This window comes from Sphingopyxis sp. (assembly GCF_965227415.1).
In the GTDB taxonomy this organism is placed as follows: Bacteria; Pseudomonadota; Alphaproteobacteria; order Sphingomonadales; family Sphingomonadaceae; genus Sphingopyxis.
The window spans coordinates 2,356,621-2,372,721 of record NZ_OZ245749.1 but is presented as its reverse complement, the minus strand read 5'-3'; the positions used below and the strand labels follow the sequence as shown (position 1 = coordinate 2,372,721).

Sequence of the window (16,101 nt, the reverse complement as noted above, 5' to 3'; positions counted from 1 at the left end):
GCGGCGATGACGATTCCGCTGGTGGCTCTATGCGGCATCGGGGCCGACGCCGCGTGCTGGCGGGGCATGCCCGTCGACGCGATCCATGTGCCAAGCGGTGCGTCGATCGCCGCGATGGCCGATGCGGTGCTGGCGAAACTGCCCGACCGGTTCGCGCTCGCAGGTCATTCGATGGGCGGTTATGTCGCGCTCGCCGTTGCGGCGCGCGCGGCGGATCGGCTGACCGGGCTTGCTTTGCTCAGCACCAGCGCGCGGGCCGATTCGGACGAGCAGCGCGCGGGGCGGCGGCGGGTGATGGCCGACGCGCGTATCGATTATCCCGCGGTCGCGGGCACATTGGCGCGCGCGTCGCTGGCGCGTGACAGTCGCGCCGATCCGGCGCTGCTCGATGAGGTGCGCGCGATGCTGCTGCGCTGCGACGCCGACCGCTTTATCGAACAGCAGACGGCGGCGCTGGAGCGCCCAGATCAGCGCGGGGATCTGTCGGCGATCGCTGTGCCTGTCCTGGTGCTGACCGGCGCCGAGGACCGCATCGTGGCGCCCGAACGGTCGATCGAACTCGCCGAGGCGATTCGCGGCGCGACGCTGGCGGTCGTGGACCGATGCGGTCATATGCCGCAGCTGGAAGCGGCGGAGGCGACGCGGGCGGCGCTCGCGGCCTGGTTGGAGCGGATCGCCTAGACAAGGCGCGTCCGGGACGGTCAGACCGGCGGTGTGTCCTCGCCCTCGATCCCCTGATATTTGAGCTGGAGATAGCGTTCGCGCGTCGCCAGCTTGTCGAGGTCGCCGGCGGCCAGGCTGCGCGCGGCGTCACCGATCTCGCGCTCGATCATCCCGAGTCCGCCGACCAGCGTTTCGTCGGGGGTGCGGCCGGCATGCGCTTCCTTGCGGAGCCCGGCGGGGATGCGCTGATAGCCGGCGACGAGTTCGGGCAGGTCTTCGCCGACCAGCTTGCGGATATTGGCCGCTGCCGGGCTCGCTGCGTCGAGCGTCTGGAGCTGCGGGGCGAGCAGGTCGAGCTGAACGCCGATGCCGTCGACGAGCTGGCGCGCGGGGGCGGGAAGCGCGGGGCGCTGCGCCTCGAGCCATATTTCGGTACGCCCCGCGAGCTGTTTCAGATCGGCTTTGGGCAGGTCAGCCTGACGCGGTTCGGGGAAGGGCGATCGACCGAACAGAACGGCTACTCCGATCAGCAGCACGAACAGCGCAAGCAGCCCGGTAAAGCCGAGCGGCTGGATCAACGCTCCGAACAAGGCTGCGCCAAGCAGCACGATTCCGCCCGCGATGAGGACGCGGCCGAGCTTTTTGTAGAGATGCTGGCGACGCAGCGCGACGCTCTTCGTCCCGATCGGGCGGCGACGCTCGCGCGACCGTTCGATTGCCGAGGCGGCCGAAATCCGGACCTTGTCGACTTCGCTCATCGTCATGTCTTAGCCTTCGAGCGATGCGAGCGGACTATCGGCGCCGCCGACGCTCGCCTGCGCCTGGCTCGCACCTTCGGCGCGCGCGATATAGCCCTTCGACTTGGCGACCTCGCCTTCGAGGGTGGTGACCGTTGTCTTCATGCTGTCGAGCGCTTTCAGCTTGAAGGTGTCGATCGCGTCCATCGTGTCATAGATGTTCTGGAAGGCGCGCTGCAGCGTTTCCATCGGGATCGTGCTCGATGCCGCCTGTTCATGGATGCGCGCGGTGTTGTCCTTCAGCATCTTCGACGTGCCGTCGATGATGTTCGCGGTGGTGGTGTTGAGCGCGGTGATCTGTTCGAGCACCATCTTCTGATTGGTCATCGCCTGCGCGACGGTGATCGCGGTCTTGAGCGCGCCGACGGTGGTCGTCGACGCACGGTCGACACCTTTCACCAGTTCGACATTATTCTTTTTGACGAGGTCGAGCGCGAGATAGCCCTGCACCGTCACCGCCATCTGGGTCAGCAGATCCTGTGTGCGCTGGCGGGCGTAAAAGAGCGCGTTCTCGCGTAGCACCTTCGCTTTCGCGGGATCGACGCTGTCGAGTTCGTTCGCCTTGGCTTCGAGCTTTTCGTCGAGCGTCTGGGCGATGTGGACCATCTGCTCGAGCTTGCCCATCGCTTCCCACAGCTTGCGGCGTTCGACGTCGATGGCGGCATTGTCCATCAACAGCTCGTCCTTGCCGTTCGACAATGCGGTGAGAACCCCCGAAATATGCGTCTGGGCCGAGCGATATTGGGCGAAATAATTGGTGACGCTGCTGCCGAAAATCTTGTCGAGAAAGCCGCGCTTCGACAGCAATTTGCCGTTCGCCGACGGATCGAGCCGCTCGACCGTATTGCGCAGTTCGATCAGGTTCATGCCGATGTCGCTGTCGCGGTCCATCGCCTTGATCGGGCGGTCGAGGAAGCGGTTCGACTGGTTCGCCGCCTCCAGCATTTCCTTGCGGCCCATATTGGTAATCTGGTCGACCTTCTGCCCGAAAGCGGGCGAATTGACGTCCTGCGCCACCAGATCGTCGACAAAGCCGTCGACGCGTTCCTCAAGCTTCGATTTCTGATCGCCTGACAGCGGCACAAGGCCTGCTGCCTTTTCCGGGGACACGACGGGCACCGGATCGGGCGGGGTCAGCTTCAGCTCGTCGGTTGCGGTCGCAGTGGCCGTCACTTCGCTCATTCGTCTTCCTCCAACCCGCCGTTACGATCTCGGGCCGCCTGCCTATATGGCATGCCAGCCTGTGTTATTCAAGCACTACACCTCTTGATGGCGCGCAAGCGTGGGCGCGAGCCACGCCGAGAGGATCAGCTGGGCCATATGATAGACGAGGATCGGGACAAGCACCATGCCGGCGGTCGCCGCCGGAAACAGCGTTGCGGCGAGCGGGGCGCCGACCGCGATGCTCTTTTGCGCTCCCGAGAAAAGCAGCGTGACGCGGTCGGGACGGCGCAGCCCCAGCAGCCGCCCGAGTCCCCAGGCGCCGCCGAAGGAGAGCGCGAGCAGCAGCGCGACGACGGCGAAGACGATCGCGATTTCGCGTCCGTCGAGCAGTCCCCAGATGCCCGCGACGACGGCGGCCGAGAAGGCGACATAGACTGCGATCGCAATGGCGGTCCGGTCCATGATGGTCGCAAGGCCGCGATGGGCGAGCACCCAGGGGCGCAGCCAGCGCTGGACAAGCTGCCCGGCGATGAAGGGCAGCAGCAGGATCGACACGATTCGCAGCACCGCTTCGCCATGGATCTCTCCCTCGGCCCCCGCAAGCGCGGCGAACAGAAGCGGCGAGGCGGCGACGCCGATCAGGTTCAGCAACGCGGCGGCAACGACGCTCGCGCCGACATTGCCGCCGGCAAGGCTGCTCGCGGCGGTCGCCGACTGGACGGTCGATGGCAGGATGCCGAGGAACAGGAAACCCAGCGCAAGCGTCGCGGGGAGGAAGGGCGCGGTGGCAAGCTGCGCACCGAGTCCAAGCAGCGCCATCGCACCGAAACAGAAAGCCAGCGCGCCGCCTTGCAGCTTCCAGTTGCGGATGCCGTGCAGCACTTCGTCGCGCGGCAGACGAACCCCGTTGAGAAAGAACAGAAAGACGATCGCTGCGGTCGATACGCCCTGTGCGACAGGAACCGCGGCGCCGCGCACCGGCAGCAGGCTGGCGATCAGGATCGTGGCCAGCAGGATGGGAACGAAGCGGTCGGGAAAAAGGCGCGAGAGCATGGGAATCGGCGATGGCGGGATGAGGCGGGGTTGGCAAGGCCGCGCGACTCGATAGAGAGGCGCGATGGCCGATATCCTGATCCTCGCCGCGCTTCTCGAAGAGGGGGATGCGCTGTTCCGCGATGACGGCATCAGGAGCGCCGGGCCCTTTACGCCGCGCCGGGTGCTGGCGCATGGCCATCGGGTGACCATTGCGATCTGCGGCCTCGGGAAGGTCAATGCCGCGCTGTGCGCCGGGATGCTGGGCGGCGAGGCCGACCTGCTGTTGATGAGCGGCACATGCGGATCGCTCGGCGCCGCGCCGGGGAGCTATTGGATCGCCGAGGCGGTGCAGCATGATTATGGCGCGATGCAGCCCGGCCTGTTCAGGCGCTATCGCGCAGGCGACTGGCCGATCGGCGAGGCGGGAGAGGCGCATTTTTCGGCATTGGCCGATCCGGGTCTCGGCCTTCCGCACGCCCGCATCGCGAGCGGCGACAGCTTTGTTGCGTGCCCCGATGCCGCGGCCGATCTGGCGGACAACCTCGGCGCGACTCTGGTCGACATGGAGGTCGGCGCAGTGGCACAGGTTGCGGCCCGGCTCGGCAAGCCCTGGGCTGCCATCAAGGCCGTGACCGATGAAGCCAATGGCGAGAGCGGCGGCGATTTTCAGGCCAATCTCGTTCGCGCCGCGCGACTGGCGGCTGTCGAGGTCGAGCGGCTGGTTGCACTGCTTTAGGGTTCTGCCCTCAAGACCCTTACCCTGGCCGTTCCGTGCGCCGTGCGTCTGTGCTAGACTGCGGGCAACACCGGCCAAGGGAGAGGTCGTCATGCGCTACCGGTCACTGACGCTGTTTGCAGTCTGCGCTCTATTCACCGCACCGCTGGCCTTTGCCGCGGGCGGCGGCGGGGGTGGCGGCGGCTCGATGCCGAGCCAGAGCGCGCCAACCTATGACCCGACCGTCGACTATAAGAAGGGCGCCGATGCGTTCGCCACCGGCGATTATGTCGAGGCCGCCAAAGCGTTCAAAAAGGTCGTCTCGGCGGTTCCGAAGAACCCGCAAGCCAATTATCTGCTTGGTGCGAGCTTGATGGCGCAGGGTGATCTGACGCGCGCCGTGAAGCCGCTGGAAGCCGCAGTGCGCTATGACGAGAAGATGGTCGACGCGCGCCGCGACTTGGGCATCACGCAAGCGAAGCTCGGCAAGACCGAGAAGGCCACCGAACAACTCGGCGCGCTGAAGGCGATGCAGGAAGCCTGCGGCGGTATCTGCGCCAACGCCGCCAAGATCACCGACGGGATCGCCAAGATCGAGGCTGCGATTGCGGCGGGCCCGCAGGCGCAGCGCGGCGTCGAGCCCGAGGTCCGGCTCGCTTCCGCCGAATCGCTCGACGCGACCTATGTCGCGGCGGTCTCGCTGATCAACGAACATCGCTACGACGCCGCGATCGCCAAGCTCGACGAAGCCCTCTGGGCGGCGGGGCCGCACCCCGATGTGCTGACCTATCTGGGCTTCGCGAACCGCAAGCTGAAACGGTACGACCAGGCCGAAGCCTATTACCGCGCCGCGCTCGACATCGCGCCGACGCATCGCGGTGCGCTCGAATATTATGGCGAACTGAAGCTCGAACGCGGCGATGTCGCGGGCGCGAAGGCGAATCTCGCGAAGCTTGAAGGGATTTGCGGCTTCGGCTGCCACGAGGCTGACGAGTTACGGCGCTGGATCATGGAGCGCCGCGCATCCGTCAGCTGATCGCGCTCGCCGCGCTGTTGCTCGCGACCGCAGCGACGCGCGCCGATGCGCCGCCGGCGTTCGAGCAATCGCGATGGACGGCGCCGGGATCCGACTATGCCTTGCTGTCGGCGCAGCCCGCAACCTGCCTTGCGATCGACGATGCGCGCGTGAGAAGCGGTCGCGCGCTGTTTGCGACCCCCACTTTGCTCGGCGGACAGGCGGCGAAGGCAGGGCTGAGCTGCGCGAGTTGCCACATCAACGGGCGCGGCAATCCGCATTTCCAGCTGGCGGGCGTGTCGGATGCGCCGGGCACCGCCGACGTCACCAACAGCTTCTTCAGCGCCGCACGCGGCAATGCGCGTTTCGACCCCGTCGCGATCCCCGACCTTGCGATGCCTGGAAAGGTCGCGCGCGATCCCGCGGCGCGCGCGCTTGAACCCTTCATCCGCACCCTGATCGTCGAGGAATTCGGTGGCGAAGAGCCGACGCCGGCGATGCTCGCGGCGATCGCCGCCTATGTCCGCGCGATCGGACCGTGCCAGCCGGACCGTTCGCAGGCGCGGCGTCTGGACGACCAGTTTCGCGCAATTGATGATGGCACGGCCGCAGCCGTCCTGATGATCGGGCGCGAGGATCGCGCCGGCGTGCGCCTGTCGATCGCCGCGGTGCGCCATCAGCTCGCCCTGATTTCGGAGCGCTATGCGGGGACCGGTTTCGCCGGCGACCGCGCCGCGCTCCTCGCGGCGTCGCGCGAATTGCAGGCGATCGGCGAGCGCGAGAATGCGGGCGCTCTGCTGCGGCGCTGGAAGACCGGTTTCGACGGCGGGCTCGCAAAGCGCCTCCGCCGCGACGAAGATCATTCGCTATATAACCCCAATAGACTAGCGCGCGCCCTCCGCCGGTCGGCGCCGCGTCGGCAATGATGTTGCGCTGCAGCAGTCATTCTGTTAGGGGCGCGGCGTTTCGCGGCGCCTTTGCGCTGCCCTCTCCATAAGGCCTAACCGAGCATGTCTCTGCGCAATATCGCCATCATCGCGCACGTCGATCATGGCAAGACCACTCTCGTCGACCAGCTGTTCCGTCAGTCGGGCACGTTTCGCGACAACCAGCGCGTCGAAGAAAGAGCGATGGATTCCAACGACCTGGAAAAGGAACGCGGGATCACGATTCTCGCCAAGTGCACCAGCGTCGAATGGGGCGAAGGCGCCGACACGACGCGCATCAACATCGTCGACACGCCGGGTCACGCCGATTTCGGCGGCGAGGTCGAGCGGATCCTGAGCATGGTCGACGGCGTCATCCTGCTCGTCGATGCCGCCGAAGGCCCGATGCCGCAGACCAAGTTCGTCACCGGCAAGGCGCTCGCGCTGGGCCTGAAGCCGATCGTTGTCGTCAACAAGATCGACCGCAGCGACGCGCGCGCCGCCGAAGTGCTCGACGAAGTGTTCGAACTGTTCCTGACGCTCGAAGCCAATGACGAACAGCTTGATTTCCCGATCCTTTATGCGTCGGGCCGCGGCGGTTATGCCTCCGAAAGCGCCGCCGCGCGCGAAGGCACGCTCGAACCCTTGTTCAAGACGATCGTGTCGCACGTCCCGACCCCGGGCCTGCCCGAGGATGGTCCGTTCACCTTCCTCGCGACCCTGCTCGACCGCGACAATTTCATCGGCCGCATCCTGACCGGCCGCGTCCAGTCGGGGACGATCAAGGTCAACCAGCCGATCCACGCCATCGACATGGACGGCAAGATCATCGAGACCGGCCGCGCGTCGAAGCTGCTCGCGTTCCGCGGGCTCGAGCGCGTTCCCGTCGAGGAAGCGCGCGCGGGCGACATCGTCGCCATCGCGGGCCTGGCACAGGCAACCGTCGCGAACACCATCGCCGACACGACCGTCACCGAGCCGATCGCCGCGCAGCCGATCGATCCGCCGACGCTGTCGATGCGCTTCGCCGTCAACGACAGCCCGATGGCGGGCCGCGAGGGCAGCAAGGTGACGAGCCGCATGATCCGCGACCGCCTGTTCCGCGAAGCCGAAACCAATGTCGCGATTCGCATCACCGAAAGCGCCGACAAGGACAGCTTTGAAGTCGCGGGCCGCGGCGAGCTTCAGCTCGGCGTGCTCATCGAAACGATGCGCCGCGAAGGCTTCGAACTCGGCATCAGCCGCCCGCGCGTCCTCTATGGCGAAGACGAGGCCGGCAAGCGCACCGAACCCTATGAAACGGTCGTCATCGACGTCGACGACGAGCATAGCGGCACGGTTGTCGAGAAGATGCAGATCCGCAAGGCCGACCTTACCGACATGCGCCCGTCGGGTGGTGGCAAGACGCGCATCACCTTCAGCGGCCCGTCTCGCGGCCTGATCGGCTACCATGGCGAATTCCTGTCCGACACGCGCGGTACCGGGATCATGAACCGCCTGTTCGAAAAATATGGCCCGTACAAAGGCAATATCGCGGGCCGCCAGAACGGCGTCCTGATCTCGAACGGCAATGGCGAAGCCGTCGCCTATGCGCTCGGCCCGCTCGAAGAGCGCGGCATCCTGTTCGTCTCGCCCGGCGAAGCGCTGTACGAGGGCATGATCATCGGCGAGAATGCAAAGCCCGACGATCTTGAGGTCAACCCGATGAAGTCGAAGCAGCTGACGAACTTCCGTTCGACCGGCAAGGACGACGCGATCCGCCTGACCCCGCCGCGCCGCATGACGCTGGAACAGGCGATTGCCTATATCGACGACGACGAAATGGTCGAAGTGACGCCGAAGAACATCCGCATCCGCAAGGCGCTGCTCGACCCGCACGAGCGCAAGAAGGCGTCGCGCAAGAAGGAAGCGGCATAACTTCGCCGAGGAACAAGGGTTTGCGTGTCCCCGCCAAGGCGGGGACCCTTCTCCTGCCGGTGCGAGTTTGAGGCCGCAGGAGATGGACCCCCTTCGCGGGGGAACACGCAAATTTAAGTGCTCAGGGTGATCTGGAGGACACGCCGTTGGCCCGCCTGATCCTGTTCAACAAGCCATATGGCGTCCTGTCGCAATTCACCGATCGCGGCACGCCGGAGGCGCGCGCGACGCTGTCTGACCATATCGACGTGCCCGGCGTCTATCCCGCGGGGCGGCTCGACCGCGACAGCGAGGGGCTGCTGATCCTGACCGACGACGGCGCGCTGCAGGCGCGCATTGCGTCGCCGAAGCACAAGACGCCCAAAACCTATCTGGCGCAGGTGGAGGGTGAGCCCGACGCCGCGAGCCTCGACCGGTTGCGCGCCGGGGTCATGCTCAACGACGGTATGACGCGCCCCGCGACCGTCCGCCGCATCGACCCGCCCGAGCTCTGGCACCGTGACCCGCCGGTGCGATACCGCAAGAGCGTCCCCGATAGCTGGATCGAACTGACGATCACCGAAGGCCGCAACCGCCAGGTCCGCCGCATGACCGCTGCGGTCGGCTATCCGACGCTGCGGCTGGTGCGGTGGCGGATCGGGGAATGGGAGATTGGCGTGCTCGCGCCGGGGGCTTGGCGCGCGGTTTCGCCTTAATCAAAGGGACGCCAGGCGATCGAGCAGCGACGCTGGGCGGATCGCCGGCTTGCATCTCGCTGATCTTTCGGGGAAGCTGCGCGCTTCGCTTGAGGAGGTCGAGGATGGCGATTGCGGTCGATACGGCGCCGACGGGACGCGCCAGGCTGACGCTGCCGGCGCGGCCCGAGCCGGTGATCGTCGATCCTGCGACCACGGCGGTCGTGGTGATCGACATGCAGAATGCCTATGCGTCGAAGGGCGGCTATGTCGACCTGGCGGGCTTTGACATAGCCGGCGCGGCGAGCGTGATCGGGCGGATCGGACAGGTGCTGGCGGTCGCGCGCGGTGCGGGGATGCCGGTCGTCTATCTGCAGAATGGCTGGGACGCCGACTATGTCGAGGCGGGCGGGCCGGGGTCGCCGAACTGGCACAAGTCGAACGCGCTCAAAACGATGCGCGCACGGCCCGATTTGGCGGGACAATTGCTCGCGCGCGGCGGCTGGGATTATGAACTGGTCGACGCGCTGGCGCCGCAGCCGGGCGATATCCGCGTCCACAAGACGCGCTATTCGGCGTTCTTCAATTCGCAGCTCGACAGCGTGCTGCGCTCGCGCGGCATCCGCACGATCGTCTTCGTCGGGATCGCGAGCAATGTGTGCGTCGAATCGACGCTGCGCGACGCGTTCCACCTCGAATATTTTTCGGTGATGCTGGAGGATGCGACGCATCATCTGGGCCCCGATTTCGTCCGCGAGGCGACCGTCTATAATATCGAGACATTCTTTGGCTGGGTTTCGACCGTGGCCGATTTTTGCGGCAGCATCGGCCAGCAGCCGACAGGAGACGAATGATGCCTTTCGAGCCGATCAATCCGCCGCAATTCCCGACCCCGATCGCGCCCTATTCGGCGGGGGCGAAGGCAGGGAACACCGTGTATGTCTCGGGCGTGCTCGCGCTGGGCGAGGGTGGGGTGGTGCTGCACGTCGGCGACGCCGCGGCGCAGACGCGGCATGTGCTCGATGTCATCCGGATCACGCTGGAAGCCGCGGGGGCGACGCTGGAAGATGTCGCGATGAACCATATCTTCCTCAAGGATTTTGCCGATTATGCCGCGTTCAATGCGGTCTATGCCGAGTATTTTCCGGGCGCGAAGCCGGCGCGCTATTGCATCAAGGCCGATCTGGTGAAGGCCGATTGCCTGGTCGAGATCGCAAGCGTCGCACATCTTGACTGATGCTGTCGTCGGGGCGGAGGCCGCGGGCCTTTATTATGAACTGCACGGGCCAGCGGATGCGCCACGGCTGATCCTGTCGTCGGGGCTGGGCGGATCGGCAAGTTACTGGCAGCCGAACCTTGCGGCTTTTGCCGAGCGGTATCGGGTGCTGGTCTATGACCATCGCGGGACGGGGCGGAGCGACCGCGCGCTGCCCGACCGGGTGACCGTCGACGATCTGGCTGACGATATGATCGCGCTGATGGACGCGCTCGGCTGGGCCGCGGCGAGCATTGTCGGCCATGCCGCGGGCGGGGTCGCCGGGCTGGCGCTGGGGGTGAAAGCGCCCGGGCGGCTCGACCGGCTGGTCGTCGTCAACGGCTGGGCGAGCGCCGATCCGCATTTTCTGCGCTGTTTCGAGGCGCGGCTGAACCTGCTGCGCCATGCCGGCACCGAGGCGTTTCTGCGCGCGCAGCCGATCTTTCTCTATCCCGCCGCGTGGATCAGCCAGCACAGTGGCGCCCTAGAGGACGAACTGCCGCACCAGATCGCGGCGTTCCCCGGCCGCGCGACGATGGAGAAACGGATCGCGGCGCTTGCAGGCTTTGATGCGCGCGGCTCGTTGAAGGGGCTGGGCGCGCGGACGCTGGTGCTTGTCGCCGACGACGATATGCTCGTGCCCTCAACCGCAGGCGCGTTGCTCTCGGGCGAATTGGGCGATGCAGCGCTCGAAGCGATTTCGTGGGGCGGTCATGCGTGCAATGTGACGCGCCCCGATGCCTTTATCCGTCCCGTGCTGGCGTGGCTCGCCGGTACTTATAGCGAGGAATAGCCCATGCAGGTCGGCGTCTTTGTCCCCATCAACAACAATGGCTGGCTGATCAGCGAGAACGCGCCGCAATATATGCCGAGCTTCGATCTCAACAAGGCGATCGCCCAAAGCGCCGAAAGGCACGGGCTCGATTTTCTGTTGTCGATGATCAAGCTGCGCGGCTTTGGCGGCAAGACCGAATTCTGGGAATATGGGCTGGAAAGCTTCACGCTGATGGCGGGGCTTGCCGCGGTGACCGAGAAGATCAAGATCTATGCGACCTGTCCGACGCTGGTGATCCCGCCGGCCTTTGCGGCGCGGATGTGCAACACGATCGACAGCATCAGCCACGGGCGCTTCGGACTCAATCTGATCACCGGCTGGCAGCGCCCCGAATACAGCCAGATGGGGCTGTGGCCGGGCGACGAGCATTTCCGCAACCGGTATCAGATGCTCGACGAATATGCCCGCATCCTGCGCGAATTGTGGGAGACGGGGCGGAGCGATTTCAAGGGCGACTATTATCAGATGGACGACTGCCTCGTCCGCCCAAAGCCCGAAGGCGACATGAAGATCATCTGCGCGGGCTCGTCGGACGAAGGGCTCGCCTTCTCGGCGCAATGGGCGGACTATGCCTTCTGCCTCGGCAAGGGAGTGAACACCCCGACGGCGTTCGCGTCGAACAACGAGCGGCTGGCGGTCGCGACCGCGAAGACGAGGCGCGACGTGTCGGTGTTCGTGCTTGTGATGATCATCGCCGCCGAAACCGACGAGGAAGCGCAGGCCAGATGGAAGTCGTACAACGACGGCGTCGATCTCGAAGCGATCGCCTGGCTGAAGGATCAAGGCGCCGCCGACAAACATAATGCGACGACCAATGTGCGCCAGCTCGCCGCGCCCGAGGGGGCGGTGAACATCAATATGGGGACGCTGGTGGGGTCGTATGAAAGCGTCGCGCGGATGCTCGACGAAATGGCCGAGGTTCCGAACACCGGCGGCGTGTTGCTGACCTTCGACGATTTCCTGGAAGGGGTGGAGGCATTCGGCACGCGCATCCAGCCGCTGATGAAGAGCCGCGGCGGCTGACGGTCCATCATTCCGCCACAAACAGGCAGCAGACCAACGGCGGGAGGACACTGTCATGAGAAAATCCATGCTTGCTCTCGCGCTCGCCGCGACCTGCGCTGCACCGCTTTCCGCACAGACGATCGATCCGACGCCACAGCTAAACGACGCGGGGCCGGTGACGATGGGCGGCTTTGCCGGCGCGCGAATCCGAATTTCGCTGGGCGGAACGAAGCGCGAGGATCAGACGATCCGCGCCGGACTGACGATCGCGCCGATGCCCTATCGCGGCGGCGGAGATCGCGGGAATTTTCGTTCGCGTATCGGTGAGGGGCTGGAATTCGGCTTTCGCGGCGGCGCGCCCGGACCGCAGTTGTCCCTCGCCGGAATGCCGTTGACGCCCGCGCACTACGCACCGGGCGGACGCGCGACGGGGAAACAGCGGAACTCTATGTCGGGCGGCAATACCGGACTGGTCATTGCAGGGGTGGCGGCACTCGTCGGGATCGGTCTGCTCGTCGCGCTCGGCGATTCAAAAGACGATTGCACTGGCGGCGAGTGCAATAACAACTAGCGCCCCGACCGCAATATTAGCGCATATGCGGTTGACAGCGCCTTTACCCACTTTTCACAGACGCGCTTTAGGGCGGAGTCCGAGGGACCGCTCGCCTTGGGAATTTCAGATGCCCACCATGCGCGAAATAGAGCGGTTGCGCGCCGAGCATGCGGCGCTGGAGACGCTGTCGCAATTCCTGATGGAGATGGTCGTGCGCGCGCGGCCGCCGCGCCCGACCGAACTCGGCGCGGTGCGCGGCATGCTGCGCGACACGCTGGTCCGCCACCTGAAATGCGAGGATTGGGCTCTGTATCCGCGGCTCCGCGCGACGGGCGACCTTGAACTCAACCGGCTGGCGACCGAATTTGTCGATGAGATGGGACATATCGCAGGCGATTTTGCCGCTTATGACGCGCGCTGGACGGCCGAAGCCGTCGAGGCGCGCTGGTCCGACTTCTGTGCGGAAACGATCGGGATCCTCGACGCGCTGGGCATGCGGATCGAGCGCGAGGACCGCGATCTTTATCCCGTCGCCGAACGGCTAGCGGCCGCCGAACCCGACCGCGCCGACCGGCGAAGGCATCGCCGCGCGGCCTAGGGCCCGACCCTAGCGGTCGCGGTTCGTCACCAGAGTGAACGGCGCCCAGCTTGCGGGGTGCGCCCAATGCGGTTTCCAGTCGTCGACCGGACTGCCGTCCGCATGTCGGCCGGTGCGCACGGCTTCCATCGCCGCGGCGAGTGCTGTCGCCGGGGTGGCATGATCGTTCGACAGCGCCTCGACGATCAGCGCGGCGGTCGCGTCATCGGCAACACGCCAGTGGCTCGCGAGCAGATTGTCCGAGCCGGCATAGAGAAAGCTGCGCGCGAGGCTGGAAAGCGACTCGCCACTCGCGCCCGCCTCGGCGCCGGGCGTGGCGGTGTTGCACGCCGACAAGACGACCCATTTGGCGCTGAGCGACAGCGCTGCAGCCTCGCTCGCAGTGAGCAGGCCGTCGTCCTGCAGGCTGGCCTTGCCCGGCGGCGTCAGCACCAGCCCGGGTTCGGAGCCGATTCCCATTTCATAGGGGAGCAGGCCGTGCGTTGCGAAGACGACCATCATCGCGCGCGGCAGATCAAGGTCGGCCTTGAGCGCTGTCTCCGTCGCATCGGCGCCGAGCCGCGCACCGCTGCCCTTGCCGATCATCGCCGACAATTTCGTCAGTTCGGCGGCGGTGCCGGGCAGCGGTTCGAGGCGGCGGAGCTTGTCGACCGATGCCATCGTCTTGTCGCCGCTGGCCTCGGTAAGCCCGGCGCCGCGCACGCCGACGCCGCCGCGCCGCCGCGTGCCGCCGCCGCGGTTGTCGCTGCCGGTCGCTTGCTGCCCGCTGCCAAGCAGTGTCGGGGCACCATAAGCGACGAGGGGCGGACGCGCCGCGGCATCGGCAGGCAAAGGACGTCGCGCGAGGCCGAGTGCGCTGACCGAAGGCAGGGTGACGAAGCGATACTGCTCGCCGAGCCAGTCGGTCGCGGCGAGGTCTTCGGCTGAACCGCTTTCCGCTTCTCCCTTCGGGGCTTTCGCGACGAGCGCCGCGAGCGGAAGACCGGCGATCGGACCGCTCACCACATTGTAGACTCGGCCGTTCTTCGGCAGCGCCGCTGCGACAGGCGCGATCAATTGTCGGTAGAGGCGATAGGCCGCGGCGCGGTCGTAGCGCGGGTAGCGATCGTCGATCACGCTCTTCGGGCCGTGCTCTTCGGCCGCGAGCAGCGCATTATAGTCGGGCAGCGAGCAGGTGTTCTCGTCGATCCGGCATTTGAGCCGCGCGACATCGGCGGCGATCGGTGCCGCGCCATTGTCGACGCGGTGCCACAGCGCCTTTTTCTTCGAGATGGCGAAGGCATAGTGGTGGCCTTCGGACGGCAGCAGCATCAACACCGCTTCGTCGGGGGCAAGCAGCTTTTGTACTGCGGTGACCTCGATCGATTTCGGCGCGACAAGCGTGGCGTAATCGGGAAATTCGGTCGCGATCCGCGCGTCGAGCGGCGCCAGCCTGGTCGCCGCCGCGTCCAGTTGATGGCGGAGCGCGGCAGCGCGGCCCTCGTCCTTGCCCAGCGCTTCGTCGCGGTAGCGCCGGGTCAGCGACACCACGGCCTGTGCGGCGTCCTGCCGCTCGCGCACCAGATCGCCGAGCGGCCCGGCGCCCGCGATGTCGCGCGCCGCCGCTTCGTTGATCGCGTCGCCCGCGTCGGTCAGCGTCAGATCCTGCGCGGCAAGGAAGGCGGGGCTCATCGCATCGATTCGCCCGCTATGCGCTGCCCATCCCGCGAACATCACCATGTCGAATGCACCCGACAGCGGATTTCGCCGGGTCCCCTTCGCCACGGCCTTGGCCAGTGCTGCAACGGCAGGGTTGGCGTCGCTGCTGTTGAGCCCGGCATCGCGTTTCTGGCGCAGCCGGTCGGCGGCCTCGACCGCGGCGGCGAGCCCGTCGGCCTCACGTCCCTTCACCTGCGCGCGGGCTCGCGCGAGCGTGGTGAGCAGGATGATCGTGTCGTCGCGGCTGCCGGTCCATGTATCGGTCTCGACCGAGAGCTGGAGCGGCAGGGCTTCCTCGAAAAAAGGCAATGCTTCGACGGCCTTGCCCTGACCGAGCAGCGCGAGCGCGTAATTGTAGCGCGATTTCTGCGTCCCTATCGCCTGGCGGTCGTTGAGCCGTTCGCCCTCGACCGCGGCAAAACGCCCCGGCGCCTCGGCCGCGGCAAAGCGGCCGGCGATATTGTGGAAATAGCTGATCTGGTTATTCGCGAACTGGATTTGATATTCGTTGCCGCCGGCGAGCAATTCCAGCGTCTCGGCGAAGCGTTGATCGGCCTCTTCGTCGCGCCGCGCGAGCGTCAGCGCCTCGGCATAGGCGAGCTGCATTTCCCAGTTGGTCTGCTTTACCCCGGCAGCGTCGAGTTCGGCATAGGTGTCGTCGAGCGCGCGCAGAAGCTCGTCCTGGCGGCCTTCCTGCAGCAGCGACTCGCCGGCGATCTCCATCGATACGCGCGCGCTGCGCCCCACCGGTCCGTCCAACTGTCCAAGCTGTGCGGCGCGGCGATGGACCAGACGCGCATGTCCAAGCCGGTCGTCATACGGCATGCCGTTCTGCATCCAGTCGAGAAAGAACAGCTCGGCTTCCGGATTTTCTTCGCCGCGGAACCGGGCCGCATACGAGCGCATGCGCGCGGTAACGCGGGCATAGTCGGGACCATCGGCGTTGCGTTTGTCGTCGCCCATATAAATCCACAGGCCGAAATCGATGTCGGAGCGCGTTTCCTCCGACAATGTCCCCGAATAGCGAGCGACGAGATCGACAAGGGCCATGGCGGCATCGACCTGCGCGTCGCCGCTCAGCGCCTGAAAATGTTCGAGCGCCGCGTTGACGGCCTTGTTCGCTTCATCGTCGCATGCGCCTTTGCTGCTTTTCGGGCAGGCGGCAGGCGCAGTGCTTTTGGCTTGAATGGGAAGGGCGGCGGCTAACGGCAGGGCGGCCAGAAGGGCAAGGGCGCGGCGTATCATCGAAGA

At 66.2% G+C, this 16,101-nt stretch carries 16 protein-coding genes; 12 read left to right on the top strand and 4 right to left on the bottom strand.

The features are described 5' to 3' along the window. Positions 1 to 6: 6 nt before the first annotated feature. On the top strand, positions 7 to 681 hold the full coding sequence (locus tag ACO055_RS11570) for an alpha/beta fold hydrolase (RefSeq protein WP_422059023.1): 675 nt from the start codon (positions 7 to 9) through the stop codon (positions 679 to 681). Positions 682 to 701: 20 nt separating this feature from the next. On the opposite strand, the gene ACO055_RS11565 is transcribed toward ACO055_RS11570, so the two are convergent. From ACO055_RS11565 to ACO055_RS11555, 3 genes are all read right to left on the bottom strand, one after another. Next, complete coding sequence (locus ACO055_RS11565; RefSeq protein ID WP_422059022.1) at positions 702 to 1,427, bottom strand: hypothetical protein; 726 nt, start codon at positions 1,425 to 1,427, stop codon at positions 702 to 704. Positions 1,428 to 1,430: 3 nt separating this feature from the next. Continuing rightward, entirely contained in the window at positions 1,431 to 2,642 is a 1,212-nt protein-coding gene (locus tag ACO055_RS11560) for a toxic anion resistance protein (RefSeq protein WP_422059021.1), read from the bottom strand. A gap of 75 nt (positions 2,643 to 2,717) precedes the next feature. Further along, positions 2,718 to 3,677: a bile acid:sodium symporter family protein gene (locus tag ACO055_RS11555; RefSeq protein WP_422059020.1), complete on the bottom strand. Its 960-nt coding sequence runs from the start codon at positions 3,675 to 3,677 to the stop codon at positions 2,718 to 2,720. Positions 3,678 to 3,741: 64 nt separating this feature from the next. On the opposite strand from ACO055_RS11555, the gene ACO055_RS11550 reads away from it, so the two are divergent. From ACO055_RS11550 to ACO055_RS11500, 11 genes are all read left to right on the top strand, one after another. Continuing rightward, a complete protein-coding gene (locus tag ACO055_RS11550; RefSeq protein ID WP_422059019.1) occupies positions 3,742 to 4,395 on the top strand; it encodes a purine phosphorylase in 654 nt (217 codons plus the stop codon). A 91-nt stretch (positions 4,396 to 4,486) separates the two neighbouring features. Next, entirely contained in the window at positions 4,487 to 5,410 is a 924-nt protein-coding gene (locus ACO055_RS11545; RefSeq protein ID WP_422059018.1) for a tetratricopeptide repeat protein, read from the top strand. Between the two features lie 17 nt (positions 5,411 to 5,427). Next, the gene (locus ACO055_RS11540; RefSeq protein ID WP_422059017.1) at positions 5,428 to 6,315 is read left to right on the top strand and encodes a hypothetical protein; all 888 of its coding nucleotides are present in this window, start codon (positions 5,428 to 5,430) and stop codon (positions 6,313 to 6,315) included. Between the two features lie 84 nt (positions 6,316 to 6,399). Further along, positions 6,400 to 8,232 (top strand): translational GTPase TypA, encoded by a 1,833-nt coding sequence (typA, locus tag ACO055_RS11535; protein WP_422059016.1) that lies wholly within the window; start codon positions 6,400 to 6,402, stop codon positions 8,230 to 8,232. Positions 8,233 to 8,378: 146 nt separating this feature from the next. Then, a complete protein-coding gene (locus ACO055_RS11530) occupies positions 8,379 to 8,927 on the top strand; it encodes a pseudouridine synthase (RefSeq protein ID WP_422059015.1) in 549 nt (182 codons plus the stop codon). 104 nt (positions 8,928 to 9,031) lie between these two features. Continuing rightward, positions 9,032 to 9,760 carry a pyrimidine utilization protein B gene (gene rutB, locus ACO055_RS11525; RefSeq protein WP_422059014.1) on the top strand — a complete coding sequence of 243 codons (729 nt, stop codon included), beginning with the start codon at positions 9,032 to 9,034 and terminating at the stop codon, positions 9,758 to 9,760. Then, positions 9,760 to 10,143, top strand: a complete 384-nt coding sequence (rutC, locus tag ACO055_RS11520) for a pyrimidine utilization protein C (RefSeq protein WP_422059013.1) — start codon at positions 9,760 to 9,762, stop codon at positions 10,141 to 10,143. Before rutB ends, rutC begins: the two co-directional genes overlap by 1 nt. Next, a complete protein-coding gene (gene rutD / locus ACO055_RS11515) occupies positions 10,136 to 10,954 on the top strand; it encodes a pyrimidine utilization protein D (protein WP_422059012.1) in 819 nt (272 codons plus the stop codon). Before rutC ends, rutD begins: the two co-directional genes overlap by 8 nt. A 3-nt stretch (positions 10,955 to 10,957) precedes the next feature. Then, positions 10,958 to 12,019, top strand: a complete 1,062-nt coding sequence (rutA, locus tag ACO055_RS11510) for a pyrimidine utilization protein A (RefSeq protein WP_422059011.1) — start codon at positions 10,958 to 10,960, stop codon at positions 12,017 to 12,019. A gap of 55 nt (positions 12,020 to 12,074) precedes the next feature. After that, positions 12,075 to 12,572 (top strand): hypothetical protein, encoded by a 498-nt coding sequence (locus ACO055_RS11505; RefSeq protein ID WP_422059010.1) that lies wholly within the window; start codon positions 12,075 to 12,077, stop codon positions 12,570 to 12,572. A 109-nt stretch (positions 12,573 to 12,681) separates the two neighbouring features. After that, positions 12,682 to 13,152, top strand: a complete 471-nt coding sequence (locus ACO055_RS11500) for a hemerythrin domain-containing protein (RefSeq protein WP_422059009.1) — start codon at positions 12,682 to 12,684, stop codon at positions 13,150 to 13,152. Positions 13,153 to 13,161: 9 nt separating this feature from the next. Here the strand turns inward: ACO055_RS11500 and ACO055_RS11495 are convergent, their stop codons facing one another. Further along, entirely contained in the window at positions 13,162 to 16,095 is a 2,934-nt protein-coding gene (locus ACO055_RS11495; protein WP_422059008.1) for a CHAT domain-containing protein, read from the bottom strand. Between the last annotated feature and the right edge of the window lie 6 nt (positions 16,096 to 16,101).

Excerpts from the sequence above, each read along its gene's own strand:
- ACO055_RS11570 (WP_422059023.1), top strand. The coding sequence starts at position 7 with ATGACGATTCCGCTGGTGGCTCTATGCGGCATCGGGGCCGACGCCGCG.
- ACO055_RS11565 (WP_422059022.1), bottom strand. The coding sequence starts at position 1,427 with ATGACGATGAGCGAAGTCGACAAGGTCCGGATTTCGGCCGCCTCGGCA.
- ACO055_RS11560 (WP_422059021.1), bottom strand. The coding sequence starts at position 2,642 with ATGAGCGAAGTGACGGCCACTGCGACCGCAACCGACGAGCTGAAGCTG.
- ACO055_RS11555 (WP_422059020.1), bottom strand. The coding sequence starts at position 3,677 with ATGCTCTCGCGCCTTTTTCCCGACCGCTTCGTTCCCATCCTGCTGGCC.
- ACO055_RS11550 (WP_422059019.1), top strand. The coding sequence starts at position 3,742 with ATGGCCGATATCCTGATCCTCGCCGCGCTTCTCGAAGAGGGGGATGCG.
- ACO055_RS11545 (WP_422059018.1), top strand. The coding sequence starts at position 4,487 with ATGCGCTACCGGTCACTGACGCTGTTTGCAGTCTGCGCTCTATTCACC.
- typA (WP_422059016.1), top strand. The coding sequence starts at position 6,400 with ATGTCTCTGCGCAATATCGCCATCATCGCGCACGTCGATCATGGCAAG.
- rutB (WP_422059014.1), top strand. The coding sequence starts at position 9,032 with ATGGCGATTGCGGTCGATACGGCGCCGACGGGACGCGCCAGGCTGACG.
- rutC (WP_422059013.1), top strand. The coding sequence starts at position 9,760 with ATGCCTTTCGAGCCGATCAATCCGCCGCAATTCCCGACCCCGATCGCG.
- rutA (WP_422059011.1), top strand. The coding sequence starts at position 10,958 with ATGCAGGTCGGCGTCTTTGTCCCCATCAACAACAATGGCTGGCTGATC.
- ACO055_RS11505 (WP_422059010.1), top strand. The coding sequence starts at position 12,075 with ATGAGAAAATCCATGCTTGCTCTCGCGCTCGCCGCGACCTGCGCTGCA.
- ACO055_RS11500 (WP_422059009.1), top strand. The coding sequence starts at position 12,682 with ATGCCCACCATGCGCGAAATAGAGCGGTTGCGCGCCGAGCATGCGGCG.
- ACO055_RS11495 (WP_422059008.1), bottom strand. The coding sequence starts at position 16,095 with ATGATACGCCGCGCCCTTGCCCTTCTGGCCGCCCTGCCGTTAGCCGCC.